The sequence below is a fragment of the Gilliamella sp. Lep-s35 genome (assembly GCF_009795845.1).
Classification (GTDB): Bacteria; Pseudomonadota; Gammaproteobacteria; order Enterobacterales; family Orbaceae; genus Gilliamella.
In genome coordinates this window covers 16,091-40,234 of sequence record NZ_WTEX01000011.1, presented here as the reverse complement: position 1 = coordinate 40,234, position 24,144 = coordinate 16,091, and the positions used below count along the sequence as shown (strand labels likewise).

The window sequence follows — 24,144 nt, the reverse complement described above, 5'->3', positions numbered from 1 at the left end:
GAACTTGGAGAAAAAAATGACTGATAGAATTCAATTAAGTAAAAAAGATCGTTTAGCTGTTGCTTGGCGCTCAACTTTCCTTCAAGGTTCTTGGAATTATGAACGTATGCAAAATGGTGGTTGGGTTTACTCAATGATTCCTGCTATCAAAAAATTATATACTAGCAAAGAAGATCGTTCAGCAGCTCTTAAACGCCACTTAGAGTTTTTTAATACTCACCCTTATTTAGCTTCGCCTGTACTTGGTGTAACACTTGCTCTTGAAGAAGAACGAGCTAATGGAGCTGCTGTTGACGATGTAGCTATTCAAGGGGTAAAAGTCGGAATGATGGGACCATTAGCGGGTGTGGGTGATCCTGTATTCTGGTTTACTGTCCGCCCTATGCTTGGTGCACTTGGTGCTTCGCTAGCGCTTAGTGGCAATATTATGGGACCAATTTTATTCTTTTTCTTATGGAATATTATTCGATGGTCCTTTATGTGGTATACCCAAGAATTTGGTTATCGTACAGGCTCGAAAATTACTGATAATTTATCTGGCGGCTTACTACAAAAAATTACGAAAGGAGCATCAATTTTAGGGATGTTTATTCTAGCCGCCTTAGTACAAAGGTGGGTATCAATAAAATTCCAACCCGTTGTTGCAAAAGTAAAATTAGATAACGGTGCATTCATTGACTGGAACTCATTACCTACTGGTGGAGAAGGCATTCAAAAAGCATTGATGCAAATGCAAAATGGATTATCACTTACCCAAGAAAAGGTAACTACTTTACAAAATAACTTAGATCAATTAATACCAGGACTAGTTCCTTTACTATTGACCTTCTTCTGTATGTGGTTACTTCGTAAAAAAGTATCACCAATTTTAATCATCCTTGGATTATTTATTATTGGTATAGTTGGGCATGTAATCGGCCTGTTATAAAATATAAAGTTTTATAAAATTTTCTAAAAAAGTACTATATTTTAATATATAGTCAGATTAGTGACAAACCTCGATATAATTCGGGGTTTATTTCTTGATTTAAATCATAAACAGGATTTTTAATTTGGATTTTATTAAATAAATTAAAAAACAGCCTAAAAAAACGTAACAAAAATAGCTTTATCGCTATTTTCTTGATATTTTGAGCTGTTGCGGCCAATAAACACGGCATTTGAACCTGTGCTCTTCCCCTAAATCTTGCATAGCGATGTCCGTGGTGTTGTTTAGCATCAGCAAAACTGCGCTCTACGGTCTCTTTTCGCCGAGCATAGACTTTTTTACCCCACTGACTTAAACGAATCTGATTGGCTTTCTCTTTATCTGCTTCCCAGATATGGCGTGTGATGACTTTCTGTTTATTTTTACTCTGTGTACACTGTGACAATAACGGACAGACTTTGCAGGTTGCTGCATCAGAATGATAATGACGATAACCTTCTCTGCTAGTCGTTTTATATATTAATGATTTCCATCAACCGTTCGGTGATCTAAGTAAAAGAACCCTTTAGGCTTGCCTTCCCGATACATAAAGCCACTGTCCGGAACTTCTGCCGGACGACCGTTATTAGGGCAATTAAAGTGGTGCTACCGCTTCTCGAATAAATTCAAAATCAATGACTTTAGCTATTTTACGAACAAGGTGATTTTGAGGGACAAGAGCATCTAACGAAATTTGCTTTATTTTTTCTGGTGTCGCTCGAGTTGTTTTTTTAGCATAGAAGAATTCCTCTTATAATGGACTGTTCTCTATTAACTCAAAGAACTCGCCAAAAAGCCAGTTCTTTGTCATCAATCTGAAGCGAATAACTCCGCCGTTTTTTATTAATCAATATGATCTTGATAATAGCAGAAACCTGCCGAACTTATCCATGCAAAATACTTATATTTTATAGATAAGTATGCCTTAAAAGCATGAGGAGCATTTTCTTATACCTAATCTATTCCATCATTCAAAACCAAAAAAATCTTATTTCCGTCAAAAATCGTTTACTTGTAAAGGCCAATTTGTTCATAGTCAAAAAATAAAGTCTATGCTAGACTGAGCCAAACTCTGAAGCTCTTTTATCTAAGTGAAATAGTTATTTTATACGGTAGATTAGCCGCAGTATAGCTCAGAAATGGCTATGCTTCCCGATTTGGATAAGGTGTTTATTTTATATGCAATTAATGGATAATTATCAACGTCGATTTCAGTATCTGCGTTTGTCGATTACCGAGCAGTGTAATTTTCAGTGTCAGTACTGCCTGCCTAATGGTTATCAACCTAATAAAACACATCAATTTTTAACTCTTAACGAGATTGATAATGTAGTATCAACATTTGCCAAGCTTGGTGTGCACAAAATTAGGTTAACAGGTGGCGAACCGAGTTTGCGTCGTGATTTTGTTGATATTTTGTCGCTGATTTCTGCATATTCAAGTATTAACGAAATTGCCATGACAACTAATGGCTCGCGTTTATTAAAAAATATCCATCATTGGCATCAAGCAGGTTTGAATGCGATTAATATTAGTATTGATAGTTTTTCCCCCCATTTGTTTAAATTAATTACTGGGCAAGATAAGCTTAAAGAATTATTGCAATGTGTTGAAAAGTCGTTAGAAGTGGGTATAAAAAAGGTCAAAATTAACACCGTTTTGATGAAAAACATGAATGATAATCTAAATGATTATTTATCGTGGATTAAACCCCGTCCTGTTGAATTGCGTTTTATTGAACTGATGGAAACAGGCGAAAGCGGTGATATTTTTAATCGTCACCATGTTTCTGGGCAATTAATCGAATTACAACTAATTGAGCAAGGTTGGCAGTTGCAGCCTAAAGCGGCTTTATCTGGACCAGCTAAGGTTTATGCTCATCGTGATTATCAAGGCAAGATTGGACTGATTATGCCGTATTCAAAAGATTTTTGTAACAGTTGTAATCGGTTAAGGGTATCATCGATTGGGCGGTTGCATTATTGTTTATTTGGTGATGCGGCAGTGGATTTGCGTGATTTACTCCAAAGTTCAGAACAAAAGCAACAATTAATTGAAAGAATCTTTGCTTCGTTGATGATAAAGCCTGAAAAACATCTATTGCATGACCATAAGGTTGGGATTATGCCTAACTTATCTTATGTTGGTGGTTAATAAGCTATTTTGTTTAGGAATATTGGTTATTTTCCAGTTTTTAATCGCCCAATCTAATAACTGTTTTTGCGTGGCATCTTGCCAATCTTGAGGGATTTGTTGTCCTAAAAACTGCAGTGCCTGTATTGTTAAGGATTGTGTATTACTGACCTCAATGGGTTTTGCGTGGTTTTGTTTGGAAAGCTTGTTGCCGTTATTATCTAGTACCAATGGTAAATGACAGTAGCTTGGTGTTGGTAAGCCAAAAAGCTGGTAGAGCGAAATCTGTTTAGCGGTGACAGGCAATAAGTCTGCGCCTCGCACTATTTCGGTAATACCTTGCTGATGATCATCGAGTACAACCACTAAATTGTAAGCAAATAATCCATCTTTGCGGTGAATAATAAAGTCTTCTTGGGCATTTTTGGCGTCGAACGTTTGGATGCCACGAATGCGGTCAGTAAATTGATATACGGGTTGAGTCTGTTTTAGGCGCATGGCAAGTGGTTGGTTGGGGCTATTTAGATGTCGATCACGACAAAAACCATCATAAATTCCATAAGGTAAATTGTGAATGCGTTGTCTTGTGCAGTCACAAAAATAAGCTTGCTGTGTATCTAAAAGAGATTGTAAAACAGCTCGATAACGTTCACTGCACGCCGATTGGTATAAGATTTCATCATCCCAGTATAAATTAAAAGCTTCTAATGTTTTTAAGATGAGTGATGATGCTTCTTTTACTTCTCGTGGCGGGTCAATATCTTCAATACGAACCAACCATTTGCCATGACAAGATTTTGCTTGTAAATAGCTACCAAGCGCGGTCACCAGTGAACCAAAATGTAATGGTCCAGATGGTGACGGGGCAAAACGACCAATATAGTGCATAGGTCAAATTAGGTAGGATAATAAAAGACTAAGAAAGTTGGGTTTACATGCCCATTTGTTTTTCGCGGAGTTCAGCAAGTGTTTTACAGTCGATACATAAATCAGCTGTTGGTCTTGCTTCTAAGCGGCGAATACCAATTTCAACTCCACAAGATTCACAATAACCAAAATCATCGTTTTCAATTTTCTTTAATGTTTTTTTGATTTTTTTGATTAGTTTTCGTTCTCTATCGCGAGCGCGTAATTCTAAACTGAATTCTTCTTCTTGCGTTGCTCGGTCAGCAGGATCAGGGAAATTAGCGGCTTCGTCTTGCATGTGCGAAACTGTTTTTCCCATTTCATCTTGTAATTGAGCAAGCCATGCTTCTAAAATAAGTTTAAAATGTTTTAATTGCTTAGGATTCATATACTCCTCGCCTTTTGCCTCTTGATAAGGCTTAAGCCCCGCAATTGAAAGCAGGCTAAGAGAAGATGTATTTAATTTTTGTTCCTTTTTCACAGCAATCCCCTTAAGTACAGATTATTTGCAAGCGGTAAACTATAACAATAAATTAGCTGTTGGCAAATTTTTTTTTATCTTTTTTCTGCCTATAAATAAGCAAAATAGTACAACTGTATGTTATTAATAAAGATAATTACTTTTTCCACTCTTCTAATCCATTTTTAGGGCATTTGGTTACTAAATCATACAACTTATCGTTATCAGGTAAAATAAGTTCAGGACTGATATCAAATAGCGGGTAGAGGACAAATTCTCGGTTTTTCATATGGTAGTGAGGGATTGTTAGTCTTTCGCTTTCGATCACTAAATCATCATACAGTAAAATATCAAGATCTAAGGTTCTTGCACCCCATCGATTTTCTTTACGCACACGGCCTTGGACTTTTTCAATTGCTTGTAGTGCATCAAGTAGTTCAATCGGGAATAGGGTTGTTGTAATTTTTACAACGGCATTAAGATAATCATTTTGATCTTGCGGACCAAGTGGCTTACTGCGATAAAAAGGTGAGACTTCTAAAAAAGTTGTGTTAGGCAATAGCTTTAATGCCGTTATTGCACGATTAACTTGTGCTAATGGATCTTCAAGGTTGCTACCTAAGGCGATATAACAAATAGACATAATTAGTCGTTTATTTTTTGATATGATTTGTATTTGATAATAACAATTTTAACACATAATATCATTGGCAAAAAAGGCGATATTGTTTTGTTGATTATTGTTTTTGATTATTTGTAGAAATTCCTCTCGTTGTTTACAGTAATTTGAGAAAATACTGTAATGAATATACATAAAAAAACAAAATTAACGCCTTATCACAGACAAGAAATATGGCGTTTATAGCATAAAGAAAAAATAACGGCCACTGATTTGGCTAAACGCTTTATGGTCAGTCGCCCTACCATTTATAACGTACTAAAGAAAGCTAGATTGAAGCTGTTTGTGCCTTTATCCAGTAAAAATGAACGTTATAAAACCATCAGTTATGGAATTAAACGTCTGGTTAAAGTTGAAAAATCGATTGAAGATAAATTAAGACGGCAAGCTAAACGCGATAACAAAACCTATCCAGGTGAAATGCTACACGTTGATACCAAACGTTTACCTTTACTTAAAAATGAAACGAAACAACAAACGAGAGAATATTTATTTGTTGGCATTGATGATTTTTCACGTGAGCTTTATGCCGGTATTTACCCTGATAAATCCCAATTTAGCTCAGCACAATTTTTACAAGACGATGTGTTAGCCCAGTGTCCTTATACCACTACATGTATTTATTCCGATAATGGGCATGAATATCAAGGCACCAGCGAGCACCTATTTGTTAAAACGTGTCATAGCCATCGTATTAATCAAAAATTCACCAAACCGGCCCGCCCACAAACGAATGGGAAAGCCGAAAGAGTGATACGAACTTTGAATTGCGATGTGGCATAATCGGCAAATATTTAGCGATTCAAAAGATAGAAAACAAAAACTCAAACGCTTTATTAATTTTTATAATACCGTTAAACTGCATAAAGCGATTTTTGGAAAACGCTTATGCGTTTTTAGAGGATTATTTTAATCATGAAGTGTAAACAACTCGGCGTTTTCCGACAGGTTAATTTATAAAACTACCAATTTATTTATGGATAACAATGGTTCAATCATTAAATACTAAAATAGACTTAACTATTCAAGCCACAGCTTTCGTTGGTTTTACAGAATATGGCAATATTATGATTGGCGACAAAGCCTTTGAGTTCTATCACAAACATGACCCTCATAAATATATACAAATACCTTGGGACGAAGTAGACTACGTTGTCGCATCTGTGCTATTGGGCGGTAGATGGATTCCTCGCTATTCAATTCAAACCAAAAAAAATGGAACTTTCACTTTTGCATCTAAAGACCCGAAAAAAGTACTAAAAGCTATTAGAGTTTATGTTGACGGACAAAAAATGGTTCGCTCACTGGGCTTTTTTGATGTTTTAAAGCGAGCTTTTTTTCGAAAAAATAAAAAGAAATAGCATCATCATTATGATAACCCTCCATAAATAAAATGGACTATTTTTAGTGCTTTTTGTGGCACTAAAATTAAATAAACCATAATGGTATTACTTTTTTTATTCTTTTTTGTAACTTAGCTTAAACAAACAACATAGAATCACATCAACAACAATCAGCCATTGCACTTTTTACTAGAAAGAGTATAATTCTGAGGCTTTGATTTTGTCCATGTTGGGCAGAAAAAAGATTATTTTTTAACTTAAGAGGATGTTATGGTAACTATTCGTTTAGCTCGTGGCGGCTCTAAAAAGCGCCCTTTTTATCAAGTAGTTGTCACTGATAGCCGTAACCCACGTGATGGTCGTTTTATTGAGCGCGTTGGCTTTTTTAATCCAATTGCACAAGGTAAAGCAGAAGAATTACGTTTAGATCTTGATCGCGTAAATCACTGGGTTGGTTTAGGTGCAACTGTTTCTGATCGTGTTAACGCACTAATCAAACAAGCACAAAAAGCTGCTTAATAAAGTTATTAAGAGTCACTGTAATGATGAATACTGATAACCTCATTGTTGTTGGCAAGCTTGGTTCAAGCTACGGAATTCGTGGGTGGATCAGAATTTTTTCGTTTACAGAAATTCCAGATAGTATTTTTGATTATACTCCTTGGTATATCCAGCGTGCTGGACAATGGCAAGAAATAATCGTAGAAAGCTTTAAACCGCATAATCAAGACATGATTGTGAAACTCAAAGGCATTGATGATCGAGATCAAGCTAATGCACTAACTAATGCTGAAGTATTTGTTGATGCTGAAAAATTACCAGCGCTTAGCAACGGTGACTTTTATTGGAAAGATCTCATTGGTTGCCGAGTTAAAACAGTTAATGGTTATGATTTAGGACTGGTGGCTGATTTAATGGAAACTGGATCTAATGATGTATTGGTGGTAAAAGCAAATCTAAAAGATGCATTTGGAGCAACAGAACGTTTAATCCCTTTTGTTGAAGATCAATTTATTAAACAAGTTGATTTGACAACAAAAACGGTTTTGGTCGATTGGGATCCTGCTTTTTAATTGGTAAGGTAACAATATGTGGATTGGCGTAATTAGCCTTTTTCCCGAAATGTTTCAAGCTATTACCTGTTATGGCGTAACTGGTCGAGCAGTAAAAAACGGGCTGTTAACAGTAGATTATTGGAACCCGCGCAATTTTGCGCATGATAAGCATAAGACTGTCGATGACAGACCTTATGGTGGTGGTCCAGGCATGTTAATGATGGTACAACCACTTAGGGATGCAATTCATGCGGCAAAAGCAGTTGCAGGTGATAATACAAAAGTAATCTATCTTTCCCCACAAGGGCGTAAATTAGACCAACAAGGTGTTTGCGAGTTGTCACAAAATCAAAAATTAATTTTGATTTGTGGACGATACGAAGGTATAGATGAACGCGTTATCCAAACCGAAATTGATGAAGAATGGTCAATTGGGGATTATGTGTTAAGTGGTGGTGAGTTGCCAGCGATGACAATGATTGATGCACTAGCCAGATTTATTCCTGGTGTATTAAATCACCAATCATCAGCAGAAGAAGACTCTTTTGCTAACGGTTTACTTGATTGTCCACACTATACTCGGCCTGAGGTGTTAGATGGAATGGCGGTGCCTGATGTATTAATGTCTGGTCACCATGAAGCGATTCGTCGTTGGCGATTAAAACAATCACTAGGACGAACTTGGTTAAGAAGAGAAGATCTTCTTGCAAATCTAGCTCTGACTGATGAAGAGCAATGTTTGCTTGCTGAATTTAAACATGAATACAGCAATAAACAAAGCAATTAAAATTTCAGTGAAACTAGCATAAGAGATAACATTATGAAAAATGCAATTATTCAGCAATTAGAACAAGAACAAATGAAAAAAGACATCCCGTCTTTTCGCCCTGGTGACACGGTTGAAGTAAAAGTATGGGTTGTTGAAGGTAACAAAAAACGTCTTCAAGCTTATGAAGGTGTCGTCATTGCGATTCGTAATCGTGGTTTACATTCAGCATTTACAGTGCGTAAAATCTCGAATGGCGAAGGTGTTGAACGAGTATTCCAAACTCACTCACCAATTGTTGATTCAATTACTGTGAAACGTCGTGGTCAAGTACGTCAAGCTAAACTATACTACTTACGCGAACTTCGTGGTAAAGCTGCTCGTATTAAAGAGCGCCTTAATTAATTTTTTATTGTTATCAATAAAAATATCAGATTAAGATGGTCACCTTCGTGGTGACCGTTTTTATATATAGTATAAAACTTTTTAATCCAACAATCATCGTTGGTAAATTAATGTAGTTTTTAAAATAATTAATACAAAAGATGAGCTATGATTGACTATATTTTTGCTATTTTATCGACAACGGTAAAATTATTTGCATTAATGACACCGCCCGCTGTCTTGAGTGCATTTCTAAGTGGCACAAAGCAATATGATGAAGAACATAAACGAAAAACTGCACTCAAAACATCTTGTGCGGTTTTCATCATTGGCATTGTACTATTCTTTTTTGGTAATACCATGTTTAGTGTTTTTGGCTTTACGCTTGATGCATTTCGAATTGGCTCAGGGGCATTACTATTTATTACGGCTGTTTCACTCATGAATGACTCGCCTGAAAAGAACAAAATTAATAGCGATGAAGATATCAGTGTAGTTCCTCTTGCTATCCCGCTATGTATGGGACCCGCATCCATCGGTACTATTATTGTAATGGGGACAAGTTCACTTGGATTTGCGGCCAATATGATTGGTGCTGTCTCTTTATTTATTGCTTCTTCTGGAATTTATGCAATGCTGTTATGCGCAAAAAGAATTGCTAACGTATTAAAAAATACAGGAATTGCGATTTTATCAAAGCTAACAGGGTTACTTATATCAGCAATTGCAGCGCAGGTTGTGTTTACAGGAATATCTGCTTTTTTAAAATAATGCTTAAAATAAAAGTGATTGTATGTAATCATATTGAAAATAACATTGTTCAGATGATTGCATACAAATACACATCACATTAATCATTTTTAATTGGGTTGTTTTTTTTATAAAACAAATAAGAAATAAGAATAATAATAACTAATATAACTTCAGATAATAAAATAAATTTCCCAGATTCACCAAACCAAACACCAACAATAATAATACTATTTATAATGATAGAAATAACAGCAAGCCAAGGAAAAAGTGGTGACTTAAACTTTATCATCTCTTTAGCGTATTTACCGCTATTTACACCTTTACGAAAACGATATTGGCACCAAGCAATAATAATCCACGCAAAGCACCCTACTTGCCCTGTACCTGCTACTAAATAAATATAAAGCTTTTCAGCCGCAATATATTTAGAAAACAAAGAAACTAATGCAATAACAGCAATAAATAATATACCCTTTGTTGGCACTCCTCGTCGATTTACTTCTGAAAAATATTTCGGAGCCAAATTATCTTGGGCCATAGACCACAACATTCTTGAGCTTGCATAAATAGCTGAATTAGCAGCAGATATAGCTGCACAAAAAATCACAAAAAGCATTAAATACGAAGCAAATGTAATTCCAGCCTGATTAAATACCCACACAAATGGACTGATTTCATTATGTTCTGTTCCATATGGATACACCAAAGCCAAAACAGCAATAGCCAAGACATAAAATAAAATAATACGAAAAGCAACACCAGTAATAATTTTAGGTAAAACAGATTGCGGAGACTCAGCTTCACCCGCTGCATTTCCAATTAATTCGACACCTTGAAATGAATAAGTAACAATAGTCATACAAACAAATATTGCTAAAAAGCCATTAGGAAACCAGCCTTTTTCGGTTTTAAATGTTGGTAAGATATGCGTTTGGGTATATTGGTGATGAAGTAAATAAATCCCCACCCCAATAAATGCAATAATCGCAAGAACCTTAATCGTTGAAAACCAATACTCACTTTCTCCAAATGCACGAACAGAGGTTAAATGCACTGAAGTAAGAACAATTAGAATTAATAGACTAAAAAGATAAATAGGAATCGAAGGGAAAGTTTGGTGAGCAATCATAGAAGCAGCAGTCAAATCAGCTGCCATAGATAGCACCCAACTAAGCCAATACAACCAACCGATGGTATAACTCCAAATTGGATTGGGTATAAACATCAATGCATAATGTTGAAAAGAGCCGGCATGAGGGAATGCACAAGAAAGCTCGCCTAAACATAACATAGTTGAAAGCATTATGCTTCCTGCCATTAAATAGGCAATAATGGTTCCTAATGGACCAACCGTACTAAGTGGTGATGCGATACCGATAAATAAGCCAGTGCCAATTGAACCACCTAAAGAAATCATCAAAAGATGACGATTTTTTAGGTTTTTCTTCAAACTACTGGGATAAGGACTTTCTTGTGATTCTGATGTTGCCATATAAACCGCCTAATAATCAATAAAAACTGCTGGTTTCCCAGCAGCTAACACAATTAATAAATAAACCGTTTTTCTACACCATTTGTTTGGCAAGCCATAAGTAAGGCAGTGTAATCAAGTTCAAAACCGATCATATCACCGACATGTAATGTTTCAGAAACATCTTCGATATCAACAATAGTATGATCACTTGTTTGCCCTAAAACAGTAATTTTATCATTGATAGGCACACAGCTTTCGGCGGGTACATCTTGCCGTCCAAAGGCAAGAAGTGCTCGTTTGCGTGTACCATTATCAACAAACGTTTTGCTGTTTAAAAATGCATCTACACCTAATTCACCAACAGGAACTGTTGGCTTGCTATTGAGCTCAATAACTTGCGCATATAATTTATACAAATCACTACATGCTTTATCAACAGGTTTGCTTGAATGATGAAACTCATCCAGATATTTCATATCTACATACTCAATACCAAATTCATGCAATCCTCCTATTCTTAAGTGATTCAACCCTTCTGGCCAAATACCTTTATCTAATAGGTGATAGCTTGTACAATTACCAGCCGATAAATAGTTAATTTTAATATTACAAGACTCTTCTACTTTACGCGCAATATGTAAAAAGTCCACTCCATTTTTTACTGTTGGTAAAACGGTACCATAGCAGTTGAAATTGGTGCCAAGCCCATAGAGCTCAACACCTGGTAAAGAAAGAATTAATTTGACCATATCAATAATTTCATCAACATGTTCAAACCAAATACCTTCTCGCAAATCTCCCATATCTACCATCAACAACACTTGATGAACTTTTTGTTGCTTAACCGCTTCATCAGAAAGGGCTTGAATAACTTGCCTTTCGCTATTTAGGCTAATATCAGCATATTTAACCACATCAGTAATTTCACTTAAACAAGGACTGCGTAATAAGCATGTTTTACAATTTAAAGCCTCTTTCAATTTTTTTAAATTGTAAGTTCTTGACTCGGCAATCACATCGATACCGCCGTCAAGGACGGCTTTGGCGGTTTCTACACAGCCATCAAAAACTTTATTGACAGCCATGACTTCAATGCCGTGTTTAGCTAACAATTCCTTTTCAACGCGAGCATTATTTCTTAATTTGCGCAAATCAATTTCTAATATAGGTTTGTACATACAATTACTCCTCTATATATTGTTACTATTGCAAACGGTTACGCTTTTGTGCTCGATAGTAGATCCACTCAGCTAAACCAATAGCAAGCACAGCACCACCTACTATTTTAGCGATATACTCAACATATCCCCCCATATCAATTTGAGCTGGTGGAATAAAGACCAAAATGACAGCAAATAGCGTTGATAAAAATCCTAATGCAGGTAAAACAATTGGCATAATCTTACCTGGAATTTTAAAGCTACGCGGTACATCAGGTTGAGTAAAGCGTAAACGATAATACGCAATAAACATCACTAAATATGGAATAAAATAACAAATTGTTGTAAGTGCTGTTAACATCCAATATGCCGCTGCAATACTTGGTGACACAAATGTTGAAAAACAAAGCACAGTAACAATAATTGCTTGAATAATTAAAGCAAAAGCAGGTGTTTTATACACAGGATGTAAACGACCAATACGCTCACCAAGCAAATTATCTTCTTTTGATGCTTCTTGTAACATATAAATAGGGCCTACTAACCATGAGTTAATTTGTCCTAAAGCGCCAAAGAATAAACAAATTGCCATAACAGGTAATAACCAAGGCATATGTAATTCATTAGCCGCAGCTTCCATCGCTTGCATAACACCAGCAACAATATCGGTATCAGCTGCAGGTAACAATGTATTAATTGCCCATGAACCCACCATATAAATACCAACAATTACAATTGCAGAAACTAGCATTGCTTTTGGAAAATCACGTTGAGGATCGCGCGTACGTCCTGCAATCATAGGTGCAACTTCAAGACCTGCAAATGCAAACATCATGCTAGACAAAAATACGATAGTATCCCAACTGCTTAAATCAGGGATCCAATCACTAACATGGCTATAACTTGTTGCCATTGGATGCCCAGTTAATAACCACACCACGGCTAAAACAATAATAATGGCAGCAGGAATAAATACGCCAAGCCATGCACTCACACTATTAATGATTTTAGTCCATTGCATGCCACGAATATTCATCAACGTTAGAATCCAAAACACAACCATTGAACCAACGCCAATAAACACTTGATTTTGAGCTAGCTCCGCACTAAACATATAGCCTATGGCAGTAAAGCCAAATTGCAACATTAGAGGGAAGAAAAGAACGCAAGAAAACAAAAAGCAAACAACAACAATCCAACCAATACGTTTACCAAATGCTTCTTTTACCCAAACAAAAATACCACCATCTTTTGGCCAACCAGTTGAAAGCTCACCGCAAACCATCGCTAATGGGAAGAAAAGACAAAATGCAGCAAGTAACCAAAGTACCATCGCTGACGCTCCATAAGGAGCAACATTCGGAATTTGGCGCAAACTTAGTATTGCAATGACATTCATAAAAACAATGTCTTTAATACCAAGTAGGCTTGAATCTTTAGAATCACTCATAATAACCTCACTTTATAATATCTGGAGCATAAAATGCCCCAGATATTGATGATTAATAGATGTCGTATCCAACCATATCTTCGTAAGTGTCCTCACGGCGAATCAATCGATCTTTACCTTCTTTATCTATCATAACAACAGAAGTACGAGGACGATTGTTATAAACAGTTTGGCTTTCGATGGTATAAGCACCAGCATCAAGGAAAGCCACAATATCACCGATTTGAGTGTCTTTTGGCATTAAGAATTCTTCACCTTTAACACCTACATGGAAATAGTCACCTCCATCACATAAAGGACCTGCTAATTTGATGTACTCATCATGTGTTTCATTAATTTTTGAAGCATTATAAACATAGAAGAACCAATCAAAATGTTGACTATCAGATAAAACACTATAGCCTGCATCAACAAATTTCCACTCAACATGCTCCTCAATGTTGCCGTCTAAATCATAATTGGTTTTACGTTTTTCACAGGCAACTTCAGTTACAAGCACACCAGCTGAGCCTGTTACTTTACGACCTGGTTCAATACAGATCTCAACATCAGTGCGCCATTTGTGTACTTCACTAATAACCGCATCAGCAAAATCTTGTGCCGTAATACCTGCATACATATTATCTTCTAATGGATTACCATTTTCTTCATCATATTTATATGGAACAGGAATCCCGCCACCAACGTTGATTAAATCAAATTTAATACCAAGCACTTCTTCTAAGCGACGTGATTCATCAACTAAAACCTTCGTTGCTTTAGCAAAAGGCTCGGCTTCAGGCACCTGATCACCAACATGCATATGTAAACCGCGTAAATGAACATATGGCATTTCTAAAATACGACGACAGGTTTCTTCTGCTTGTTCTAAATCGATACCTGACTTAGCATGATAAGCAGTAACTAATTCTGCGTGAGTTGCTGACGGAACATTTGGCTCAACACGAACACAAACATTTGCTACTTTTTTCAAACGTCTTGAAATTTCATCAATAATATCAAGCTCATATAAGCTATCCACATTGATAATATAAAGATCATTTTGGATAGCAAACTCTAAATCCACTGGTTTTTTAACCACACCATTAAACACAATTTGGCTACCAGGGAAACCGATATCTAAACATTTACGCACTTCAAACATTGAGTTCGCTTCAGCATAAATTCCTGCATCTTTAATTGCTTTAAGCACACCCATTACAGAACAGGTTTTTGATGCATAGAAGATTTTTGTATTTGGATGCGCTTTAAATGCATCTTTGATTTCTTGCACATTACGATCAATTTCCTTTTCAGAAAACACATAAAAAGGCGTTGGATATTTTTTGGCTAACTTTTCTAAATTAATACCATCAAAACATAGTTTGCCACTTTCAGCACTAAAACGACGATCTTTAGTTACAAGATCAGTGCGTATTTTGTTATAATTTGACATAATTGTGTCGGACATATGACCTCCAGTTAATTAGTACATAAAAGTACATAATGAATAAGAAAAATGGCTTCTCACCTGTAATGCAATCAGTATGCCAACTTAAAAAACAATAATAATCAAATCATTAATAATAATTATCACAAAAGAAAATTAGTCATATAGTGTAAAACATATCTTTATGACAAAAATTCGTCATTTTAGTAAGAGTTGAAAAGGATTTAAATTAACCTAAACAAGGCTTAAAAATAATTCAAAATTAAAAGGCACTCATATCATGACAATCGATCCTGAATTATTACAATCGCTAGATATATTTAAACATTTTTTTGATCTAATCCATCAACCAATCGCCATTATCAATAAAGAAGGCAAATACATTTATTACAATCAAGAAAGTGCAGAACTAGATGGTTACCCCATAGAGCAAGCTATTGGTAAACCCATACTTAAGGTTTATCCAAAAATGAAGAAAGAAGACAGCACCATGCTACAAGCACTACAGCAAGGTAAAGAATATCAAGATAATTACCAAAGTTATTACAATCATGTTGGTAAATTTGTTGATTACATGCACACAACCGTACCACTTTATAATAAGAATAAAGAAATTATCGGCGCAATAGAAATAGGACGAAATTTATCTACTGTTAGGCACTTACAAGATCAGGTTTTTAAACTAAATAGCAAGTTATACCACAATAAAGAACAACCATTACCCGAAATTGTTTTTGTTTCCTCAAAAATGCAACAAGTTATTGATCAAACCAATATGTTGGGTGCAAATGATGTTCCTGTATTAATTGTTGGCGAAACAGGCACAGGTAAAGAGCTATTTGCTCGCTTAATACACCAAACAAGTCAGCGCCGACACAAACCTTTCATATCCCTAAATTGTAGTGCGTTACCAACAACACTAATTGAAAGCACCCTATTTGGTACGGTCAAAGGGGCATTTACGGGCGCTGAAACTCGACAAGGATATTTAGAGCTTGCTAATGGCGGTACACTGTTTCTTGATGAACTAAATGCCATGCCTTTAGATATGCAAAGCAAATTATTACGATTTTTACAAGAAAAAACCTATTGGCCATTAGGTGGCAATAAAGAAATGTATTCTGATGTTCGTATTGTTGCAGCGATGAATGAATCACCAACAGAATTATTAAAAACAGGTAAATTAAGAAATGATCTATTTTATCGATTAAACGTAGGTTTAATAAAGCTCCCAGCTTTACGAGACAGAACAGAAGACATTCCCGTTTTAGCGCACTATTTTATTGATAAACATAAAAATGATATAAATATTGTTATCAGCGGTATTAGTGAACATGCACTACAACAATTAATATCAGCCCCTTGGCCTGGTAATGTGCGAATGCTTGAAAATACTATAGTCAGAAGTATGGTATTGCAAAGCGAACCAGGTGAATTAAAACATATCACACTTGACGAAGAACTATTTGATCTCAATAGTTCATTTTATCAAGGCAATGAAAGCAGTAAGCCAAACAAAACAACACAAATCACATCGCCAAACGGAAATAACTTAACCGAACAAGTAGAAAACTACGAACGACAACTTATCATTGATGCCTTAAATCAAGCTAATGGTAAAATTATTACAGCAGCAAAAATATTAAACATTTCACGCACAACGTTACAATATAAAGTCAAAAAATATTGCATTCAAATGGGAGTGATTAATGATTAATTTAATCATTCAAAAACGATCAATCAAATGCTTGAGCACAAGCAAACGCACTGCTCCAAGCCCATTGAAAGTTATACCCCCCTAACCAGCCTGACACATCAACAACTTCACCAATAAAATAAAGATTGGGCTGGTTTTTTGCTTCCATGGTTTTTGATGATAGCCCATCGGTACTGACACCACCTAATGTCACCTCGGCGGTACGATACCCTTCAGTACCATTAGGAATAATCGCCCATTGGGTTAAAACATCATAAAGATTTTGTTGTTGTTTAGGAGTAAGTTGCTTCACAGTCAAATCGGCCACTAAATTTAGTTGCATTAATGCTTCAACAAGCCTTTTAGGTAAAATCTGAGCCAAACAATTTTTTATATTTTGATTACGGTTTTGCTCTAATAATGGTTTAAATTCTGTTTCGAAATGCATATTCGGCAACAAATTAACCTGAATTGTATCTCCTGCTTGCCAATAGCTTGAAATTTGCAAAATAGCAGGTCCAGATAATCCCCGATGAGTAAATAACAAATTATCTTTAAAACTGATTTTAGGTATTGATACTTCAACTGGCACAGCAATGCCAGACAATGTTGAAAGCACATCTAACAAAGGTTTATGCAGAGTGAATGGCACTAAACCAGCTTTTACAGGAACAACGGGCAGATTAAATTTTTCGGCAATTTTATACCCCACCGAAGTCATCCCCAACGCAGGCATAGACTGCCCACCTGTTGCAATAATCACATTATCGCACTCAATCACACCTTTTGAAGTATGTAATTTAAATTTACCTGCATCACACTCCATGTCATTAAGTTGCGTTTGCATCATAAAATTAACGCCCCCTTTTTGACACTCTTTAACTAACATATCAACAATTTGCTGAGCTGAATCATCACAAAAAAGCTGTCCGTGCTCTTTTTCATGATAAGCAATATGATATTGATTCACCAAATGAATAAAATCCCACTGCGTATAACGCGTTAATGCTGATTTACAAAAATGCGGATTTTGTGACAAATAATGTTTAGGCTCAACGTCCAAATTAGTAAAATTACATTTTCCCCCGCCAGACATTAAAATTTTACGACCTAGCTTTTTACCATTATCAATCACGGTAACGTCATACCCTTTTTGCCCCAGTAAACCAGCACAAAAAAGCCCAGCGGCGCCAGCGCCTATAATTGTAATTTTCGTTTGCATTATTAAAAGATCAAAAATAGAAGATAACAAATTATAACAGCATACAATTGCTACTCATAGCCATTAGCTTGAACAGTAGTTTTGATACTGAAACAGATATTTCCCTGAAACTTTTTAACAAGAAAGAAAAACAACTTATATCAAAAATCGCCCTCTAGACGACTAAAAGATAATTCCAACTTATAAAATCATTAAAAATCATTGTGATATTTATCATTATTAGCTTTATTAATAACACCCATATCACTTATTAAAAGCTTGACTTATAAGTAATATTTATTTGACCAAAAGGTGATTTTTCTTTAATTTTGTAGCCAATATGGGATTAATGCCTATACCTTCTCAAAATGATAAAAGCGATGAATTAGAGGCAATGATATGTTATATAACCAGCATCATGAAAAAGACAACTGCGGATTTGGTTTAATTGCACACATTGAAGGGCAACCAAGTCACAAAGTGGTGCGTACAGCAATTCACGGCTTGGCCAGAATGCAACACCGTGGAGCAATTTTATCTGACGGTAAAACTGGCGATGGCTGTGGGCTTTTATTACAAAAACCAGACCGTTTTTTTAGAGTCGTTGCTCAAGAAGCGGGCTGGAGACTCGCGACCAATTACGCTGTTGGCATGCTATTTTTAAGTCAAGACGAACCCGAAGCACAAGCTAGCCGAGATATAGTAGAACAAGAGCTTGCTGAGGAAACTTTATCAATTCTAGGTTGGCGAGAAGTACCAATTGATAAAAGTGTACTTGGCGAAATTGCATTATCATCACTACCAAAAATCGAACAGGTATTTGTCAACGCTCCAGCAGGTTGGTCAAAAATTGATTTAGAACGTCGCTTATATATGGTGCGCCGTCGTATTGAAAAACGAGTACAAGACGACACCTTTTACGTTTGTAGCTTCTCGAATCAGGTCAATATCTATAAAGGTTTATGTATGCCAAAAGATTTACCTCGATTCTATTTAGATTTAGCTGATATCCGCATGGAAACGGCAATATGTTTATTTCATCAACGATTTTCAACCAACACCGTACCCCGTTGGCCTTTAGCGCAACCTTTTCGACATCTTGCTCACAATGGCGAAATCAATACTATTGAAGGCAACCGTCAATGGGCGCAAGCCAGATCGTATAAATTTAAAACGCCACTCATCCCTGACTTACAAAATGCAGCACCATTCGTCAACGTGACGGGGTCTGATTCAAGCTCATTAGATAATATGCTTGAACTATTTTTAGTCGGAGGCATGGACATTGTGCGAGCCATGCGCTTACTAGTACCACCCGCATGGCAAAATAACCCTGACATGAACGAAGATCTCAAAGCCTTCTTTGATTTCAACTCAATGCATATGGAACCATGGGATGGCCCTGCAGGAATTGTCATGTCTGATGGACGTTATGCCGCCTGTAACTTAGATCGTAATGGACTTCGTCCTGCGCGTTATGTGATTACCACAGATAAACTGATTACCTGCGCTTCTGAAATCGGTATTTGGGACTATCAACCTGACGAAGTCGTCACCAAAGGACGTGTTGGTCCGGGTGAATTGTTAGTTATCGACACTGAAGAAGGTCGCATTTTACACTCTTCAGAAACAGATAACGACTTACAAAAACGCCATCCTTATAAAGAATGGATGGAAAAAAACGTCAAACGACTTGTTCCTTTTGAAAACCTGCCTGACGATAACATCGGATCGCGTGATTATGACGATACCTTACTAGCAACCTATCAAAAACAATTTGCTTATAGCGCCGAAGAGCTAGACCAATGCATTCGAGTACTTGGCGAAAACGGACAAGAAGCTACGGGCTCAATGGGCGATGATACCCCATTTGCTGTATTATCAAGCCGACCTCGTCTAATCTATGACTATTTCCGCCAAAAATTTGCACAAGTCACAAACCCACCAATCGATCCATTGCGTGAAGCACATGTTATGTCGCTATCCACCAGCATTGGTCGAGAAATGAACGTCTTTGCCGAAGCCGAAGGCCAAGCTCATCGTGTTGCGTTCAAATCTCCTGTTTTAGTTTATTCTGATTTTAAACAATTAACTGCATTAGAATCACGCTACTACAAATCAGAAACATTAGATATCACCTATGAAATTGACGGTAGCCTGCGCGATGCCATTGAGCAGTTATGTGGTGATGCCGAAGCAAAAGTCCGTAATGGAACTGTATTACTCATATTATCAGATAAAAATATTGCAGCCGATCGCCTACCAATTCCAGCACCAATGGCTGTGGGTGCGGTGCAACAACGTTTGGTTGAAAAGAATTTACGTTGCGATGCCAATATCATTGTTGAAACCGCAAGTTGCCGCGATCCGCATCAATTTGCCGTACTGCTTGGTTTTGGTGCCACAGCCATTTACCCTTACTTAGCTTACGAAACCTTAGCGCAAATGGTTGATAATGGCACCATCAACAAATCTCACCGTGAAGTAATAACCAATTACCGCAATGGCATTAATAAAGGCTTATACAAAATTATGTCTAAAATGGGCATTTCGACCGTTGCCTCTTACCGCTGTTCAAAATTGTTCGAAGCAGTAGGATTACACAACGAAGTCGTTGAGCTTTGTTTCCAAGGGGTAACTAGCCGTATTAGTGGTGCAAATTTTGATGATTTTGCGCAAGATCAATTCAATTTATCCAAACAAGCATGGTTACGCCGTAAACCATTAGATCAAGGTGGATTGCTAAAATTTGTACACGGTGGCGAATATCACGCCTATAACCCTGATGTTGTACAATCACTACAAAAAGCGGTCAATAATGGCAGTTATGAAGATTACAAACGTTATACTGACATCGTAAATAACCGCCCAGCGACCACATTGCGGGATTTATTAAAACTCAATCCACCTAAAAACGCCGCCATTGCGCTTGAACAAGTCGAGCCCGAAGAATCGTTATTTAAACGCTTTGACTCGGCCGCTATGTCAATTGGCGCGCTCAGCCCAGAAGCACACGAATCGCTTGCCGAAGCCATGAACACATTAGGTGGCTACTCAAATTCTGGCGAAGGGGGTGAAGATCCTGCCCGTTACAACACCATTAAAGTTTCCCGAATTAAACAAGTCGCATCTGGGCGCTTTGGGGTAACGCCAAGCTATTTGATGAGTGCAGATGTAATTCAAATTAAAGTTGCCCAAGGAGCAAAACCAGGTGAAGGCGGACAACTACCGGGCGACAAAGTCACCCCTTACATTGCTAAATTGCGTTTTTCTGTACCGGGTGTCACACTCATTTCGCCACCGCCTCATCACGATATTTACTCGATTGAAGATTTAGCGCAATTAATCTTCGATTTAAAACAGATCAACCCAAATGCCATGATTTCGGTCAAATTGGTTTCTGAACCGGGTGTTGGTACTATCGCAACAGGCGTTGCTAAAGCCTATGCCGATTTAATCACTATTTCGGGTTACGATGGAGGAACGGGAGCTAGTCCGTTAACATCGGTCAAATATGCTGGCTCACCATGGGAACTTGGCTTGGTTGAAACCCAACAATCCCTTGTTGCTAACGGCTTACGCCACAAAATACGCCTACAGGTCGATGGTGGTTTAAAAACGGGTACCGACATTGTCAAAGCCGCTATCTTAGGTGCTGAAAGTTTTGGTTTTGGAACAGGGCCAATGGTTGCCTTAGGTTGTAAATACCTACGTATTTGCCACCTAAATAACTGTGCAACAGGCGTTGCTACTCAAGATGAAAAATTACGCAGCCACCACTACCACGGATTACCCGAAAAGGCGATTAACTACTTCCGCTTTATTGCTCGCAATACGCGTGAAGTCATGGCAGAACTTGGCGTAAGCCGAATAGTCGATTTAATTGGGCGAACAGACTTACTCTTAGAGCTTGATGGCATAACAGCTAAACAACAAAAACTGGATTTATCTGGACTGCTTCAAACAGCCACTCCACTTGAAGGCAAGCCAGTTTACTGCATTGAAGATAACAAGCCATTTGACAAAGGCGTACTAAACAAAGAAATCATCACCCAAGCCCAACAATCGGTGGATGAACGCCAAAGCAAAAGCTTCTATTTTGATATACAAAACACCGATCGCTCGGTGGGCACAAGCCTATCAGGCTATATTGCCCAAAAATATGGCGATCAAGGCTTAGTCACCGATCCGATCTCGCTAAACTTCAACGGCACGGCGGGGCAAAGTTTTGGCGTATGGAATGCCGGTGGTGTAGATCTAACCCTAACTGGCGATGCCAACGACTATGTTGGTAAAGGCATGGCTGGTGGTCGTATTGTCATTCGTCCGCCGCAAGGCTCGGCATTTTTAAGTCATGAAGCGACCATCGCGGGCAACACCTGCTTATATGGCGCAACAGGTGGCAAATTATTTGCCGCAGGTCGAGCTGGTGAACGATTTGCCGTACGTAATTCCGGTGCCATCAGCGTTGTTGAAGGCATTGGTGATAATGGATGTGAATATATGACAGGTGGTATTGTTTGTATACTTGGAAAAACGGGGGTTAACTTCGGTGCTGGCATGACGGGTGGGTTTGCTTATATCTTAGATGAAGATGGCGAACTACACAAACGCATCAATAAAGAGCTGGTCGAAATGCTAAACGTCGCAAATTACGCCATTCACGAAGAACACCTTCGCGGTTTAATTATGGAACATGCTCAACTAACCCACTCATCACGAGCCGAAAATATTTTGGCTAATTGGAATGATTATTCTAAACAATTTGTATTAGTCAAACCAAAATCCAGTGATGTAACAGCATTACTTGGGCACCGCAGTCGCTCATCAGCAGAACTGCGTGTTCAGGCACAATAAGGAGAACACGAAAATGAGTCAAAATGTTTATCAGTTTATCGATTTACAACGTGTTGATCCGCCTAAAAAATCGTTAAACATCCGCAAAATTGAATTTGTTGAAATTTACGAAGGCTTTTCTGCCTCGCAATCACAAGCACAAGCCGATCGTTGCCTGGCTTGTGGTAACCCTTATTGTGAATGGCGCTGCCCTGTACATAACTATATTCCCAATTGGTTAAAACTAGTTAACGAAGGTAAAATTCTAGAAGCGGTAGAACTCTCGCACCAAACCAATAGCCTGCCCGAAGTTTGTGGTCGAGTCTGTCCACAAGATCGCCTTTGTGAAGGCTCTTGCACCTTAAATGCCGAATTTGGAGCAGTTACCATTGGAAATATTGAACGTTATATTACTGATGAAGCCTTTAAAATGGGGTGGAAACCCAACCTATCGAATGTCGAACAAACAGGGTTAAAAGTCGCCATTATTGGCGCAGGCCCAGCAGGCCTTGCCTGTGCTGATGTCTTAGTCCGCAATGGTGTAACACCTGTAGTATTTGACCGCCACCCTGAAATTGGCGGATTACTGACATTTGGTATCCCCGCTTTCAAATTAGACAAAGAAGTCCTTATTAACCGACGTCGCATATTTACCGAAATGGGCATTGAATTTAGGCTAAATACTGAAGTGGGCAAAACCGTGCAATTAACCGACTTAATCAATGAATTTGATGCCATATTTGTTGGTGCAGGTACTTATCAATCAATGCGAGCAGGGCTTGAGAACGAAGATGCTAACGGTGTTTACGATGCACTGCCATTTTTAATCGCCAATACCAAGCACCTCATGCAACATCAACAAACTCAAGATACGCCTTACATTGACATGAAAAATAAACGTGTGGTTGTGCTTGGTGGTGGTGATACCGCAATGGACTGTGTCCGAACCTCTATTCGCCAAGGCGCTACCGAAGTCACTTGTGCTTATCGCCGAGACGAAGCCAATATGCCGGGCTCAAAGCGAGAAGTTAAAAACGCCAAAGAAGAAGGTGCACAGTTTCAATTTAATGTACAACCACTAAGCATTGAAATTAACAGCACTGGGCAAGTCACAGGCGTGAAAATGATCCGAACCAAGCTTGGAGAGCCCGATGCAAAAGGTCGGCGTTCACCAGTGGTGATTGCAGGCTCAGAATTTGTCTTACCTGCTGATGCGGTTGTAATGGCCTTTGGATTTAGACCTCACGCCATGCCTTGGTTAGTAGAACATGGTGTTGATTTTGATGCCCAAGGCCGAATCATCGCCCCAGAAACCAACGGCTACCAAACAACGAATGCTAAAATTTTTGCCGGAGGCGATGCCGTTCGAGGGTCAGATTTAGTGGTAACGGCGATTAGTGAGGGGCGCAAAGCGGCTGAAGGTATTTTGAATTATTTGGAGGTTTAATAACT

General features: G+C 37.7%; 20 protein-coding genes, 1 pseudogene and 1 riboswitch. Of the genes and pseudogenes, 12 read left to right on the top strand and 9 right to left on the bottom strand.

The features are described from left to right. Positions 1-16 precede the first annotated feature (16 nt). Positions 17-928 (top strand): PTS system mannose/fructose/sorbose family transporter subunit IID, encoded by a 912-nt coding sequence (locus tag GQ590_RS06565; protein ID WP_160407479.1) that lies wholly within the window; start codon positions 17-19, stop codon positions 926-928. A 52-nt stretch (positions 929-980) separates the two neighbouring features. Here GQ590_RS06565 and GQ590_RS06560 read toward each other — a convergent pair. Continuing rightward, a pseudogene (locus tag GQ590_RS06560) lies at positions 981-1,531 on the bottom strand (transposase); the annotation flags it as partial. Between the two features lie 494 nt (positions 1,532-2,025). After that, a riboswitch (molybdenum cofactor riboswitch) is annotated at positions 2,026-2,152 on the top strand. Between GQ590_RS06560 and moaA the strand changes: the two are divergent. Then, positions 2,147-3,121, top strand: a complete 975-nt coding sequence (gene moaA / locus GQ590_RS06555; protein ID WP_160407476.1) for a GTP 3',8-cyclase MoaA — start codon at positions 2,147-2,149, stop codon at positions 3,119-3,121. It overlaps the preceding riboswitch by 6 nt. Here moaA and gluQRS read toward each other — a convergent pair. The 3 genes from gluQRS to folK form a co-directional block, all read right to left on the bottom strand. Continuing rightward, positions 3,101-3,988: a tRNA glutamyl-Q(34) synthetase GluQRS gene (gluQRS, locus tag GQ590_RS06550; RefSeq protein WP_160407473.1), complete on the bottom strand. Its 888-nt coding sequence runs from the start codon at positions 3,986-3,988 to the stop codon at positions 3,101-3,103. The genes moaA and gluQRS overlap by 21 nt on opposite strands. A gap of 43 nt (positions 3,989-4,031) precedes the next feature. Continuing rightward, a complete protein-coding gene (gene dksA, locus GQ590_RS06545; protein WP_160407470.1) occupies positions 4,032-4,487 on the bottom strand; it encodes an RNA polymerase-binding protein DksA in 456 nt (151 codons plus the stop codon). Positions 4,488-4,623: 136 nt separating this feature from the next. Next, positions 4,624-5,109, bottom strand: coding sequence for a 2-amino-4-hydroxy-6-hydroxymethyldihydropteridine diphosphokinase (gene folK, locus GQ590_RS06540; RefSeq protein WP_160407467.1), 486 nt, complete (start codon positions 5,107-5,109; stop codon positions 4,624-4,626). A 249-nt stretch (positions 5,110-5,358) separates the two neighbouring features. On the opposite strand from folK, the gene GQ590_RS12875 reads away from it, so the two are divergent. From GQ590_RS12875 to GQ590_RS06505, 7 genes are all read left to right on the top strand, one after another. After that, complete coding sequence (locus GQ590_RS12875; protein WP_202112908.1) at positions 5,359-5,928, top strand: DDE-type integrase/transposase/recombinase; 570 nt, start codon at positions 5,359-5,361, stop codon at positions 5,926-5,928. A 203-nt stretch (positions 5,929-6,131) separates the two neighbouring features. Next, positions 6,132-6,506, top strand: coding sequence for a DUF956 family protein (locus GQ590_RS06530; RefSeq protein ID WP_160407464.1), 375 nt, complete (start codon positions 6,132-6,134; stop codon positions 6,504-6,506). 252 nt (positions 6,507-6,758) lie between these two features. Continuing rightward, positions 6,759-7,007: a 30S ribosomal protein S16 gene (gene rpsP / locus GQ590_RS06525; RefSeq protein ID WP_034900786.1), complete on the top strand. Its 249-nt coding sequence runs from the start codon at positions 6,759-6,761 to the stop codon at positions 7,005-7,007. Positions 7,008-7,030: 23 nt separating this feature from the next. Then, positions 7,031-7,561: a ribosome maturation factor RimM gene (gene rimM / locus GQ590_RS06520; RefSeq protein WP_160407461.1), complete on the top strand. Its 531-nt coding sequence runs from the start codon at positions 7,031-7,033 to the stop codon at positions 7,559-7,561. A gap of 16 nt (positions 7,562-7,577) precedes the next feature. After that, positions 7,578-8,330: a tRNA (guanosine(37)-N1)-methyltransferase TrmD gene (trmD, locus tag GQ590_RS06515; RefSeq protein WP_160407458.1), complete on the top strand. Its 753-nt coding sequence runs from the start codon at positions 7,578-7,580 to the stop codon at positions 8,328-8,330. A gap of 33 nt (positions 8,331-8,363) precedes the next feature. Continuing rightward, positions 8,364-8,714, top strand: coding sequence for a 50S ribosomal protein L19 (rplS, locus tag GQ590_RS06510; protein ID WP_034900792.1), 351 nt, complete (start codon positions 8,364-8,366; stop codon positions 8,712-8,714). Between the two features lie 147 nt (positions 8,715-8,861). Next, the gene (locus GQ590_RS06505) at positions 8,862-9,464 is read left to right on the top strand and encodes a MarC family protein (protein ID WP_160407455.1); all 603 of its coding nucleotides are present in this window, start codon (positions 8,862-8,864) and stop codon (positions 9,462-9,464) included. A gap of 79 nt (positions 9,465-9,543) precedes the next feature. On the opposite strand, the gene GQ590_RS06500 is transcribed toward GQ590_RS06505, so the two are convergent. The 4 genes from GQ590_RS06500 to lysA are packed head-to-tail and all read right to left on the bottom strand — an operon-like array spanning position 9,544 to position 14,980. Continuing rightward, a complete protein-coding gene (locus GQ590_RS06500; RefSeq protein ID WP_202112907.1) occupies positions 9,544-10,938 on the bottom strand; it encodes an amino acid permease in 1,395 nt (464 codons plus the stop codon). Positions 10,939-10,991: 53 nt separating this feature from the next. Continuing rightward, positions 10,992-12,098 carry an alanine/ornithine racemase family PLP-dependent enzyme gene (locus GQ590_RS06495; RefSeq protein ID WP_160407453.1) on the bottom strand — a complete coding sequence of 369 codons (1,107 nt, stop codon included), beginning with the start codon at positions 12,096-12,098 and terminating at the stop codon, positions 10,992-10,994. 25 nt (positions 12,099-12,123) lie between these two features. Next, the gene (locus GQ590_RS06490) at positions 12,124-13,530 is read right to left on the bottom strand and encodes an APC family permease (protein ID WP_160407450.1); all 1,407 of its coding nucleotides are present in this window, start codon (positions 13,528-13,530) and stop codon (positions 12,124-12,126) included. A gap of 52 nt (positions 13,531-13,582) precedes the next feature. After that, complete coding sequence (gene lysA, locus GQ590_RS06485; RefSeq protein ID WP_160407447.1) at positions 13,583-14,980, bottom strand: diaminopimelate decarboxylase; 1,398 nt, start codon at positions 14,978-14,980, stop codon at positions 13,583-13,585. 256 nt (positions 14,981-15,236) lie between these two features. On the opposite strand from lysA, the gene GQ590_RS06480 reads away from it, so the two are divergent. Then, complete coding sequence (locus GQ590_RS06480) at positions 15,237-16,676, top strand: sigma 54-interacting transcriptional regulator (protein ID WP_160407550.1); 1,440 nt, start codon at positions 15,237-15,239, stop codon at positions 16,674-16,676. A 19-nt stretch (positions 16,677-16,695) separates the two neighbouring features. On the opposite strand, the gene GQ590_RS06475 is transcribed toward GQ590_RS06480, so the two are convergent. After that, on the bottom strand, positions 16,696-17,877 hold the full coding sequence (locus GQ590_RS06475) for an NAD(P)/FAD-dependent oxidoreductase (protein ID WP_160407446.1): 1,182 nt from the start codon (positions 17,875-17,877) through the stop codon (positions 16,696-16,698). Positions 17,878-18,255: 378 nt separating this feature from the next. Between GQ590_RS06475 and gltB the strand changes: the two genes are divergently transcribed. Beyond that, the gene (gene gltB / locus GQ590_RS06470) at positions 18,256-22,713 is read left to right on the top strand and encodes a glutamate synthase large subunit (RefSeq protein ID WP_160407443.1); all 4,458 of its coding nucleotides are present in this window, start codon (positions 18,256-18,258) and stop codon (positions 22,711-22,713) included. A 13-nt stretch (positions 22,714-22,726) separates the two neighbouring features. After that, positions 22,727-24,139, top strand: coding sequence for an FAD-dependent oxidoreductase (locus GQ590_RS06465; RefSeq protein WP_160407440.1), 1,413 nt, complete (start codon positions 22,727-22,729; stop codon positions 24,137-24,139). Positions 24,140-24,144: the final 5 nt, after the last annotated feature.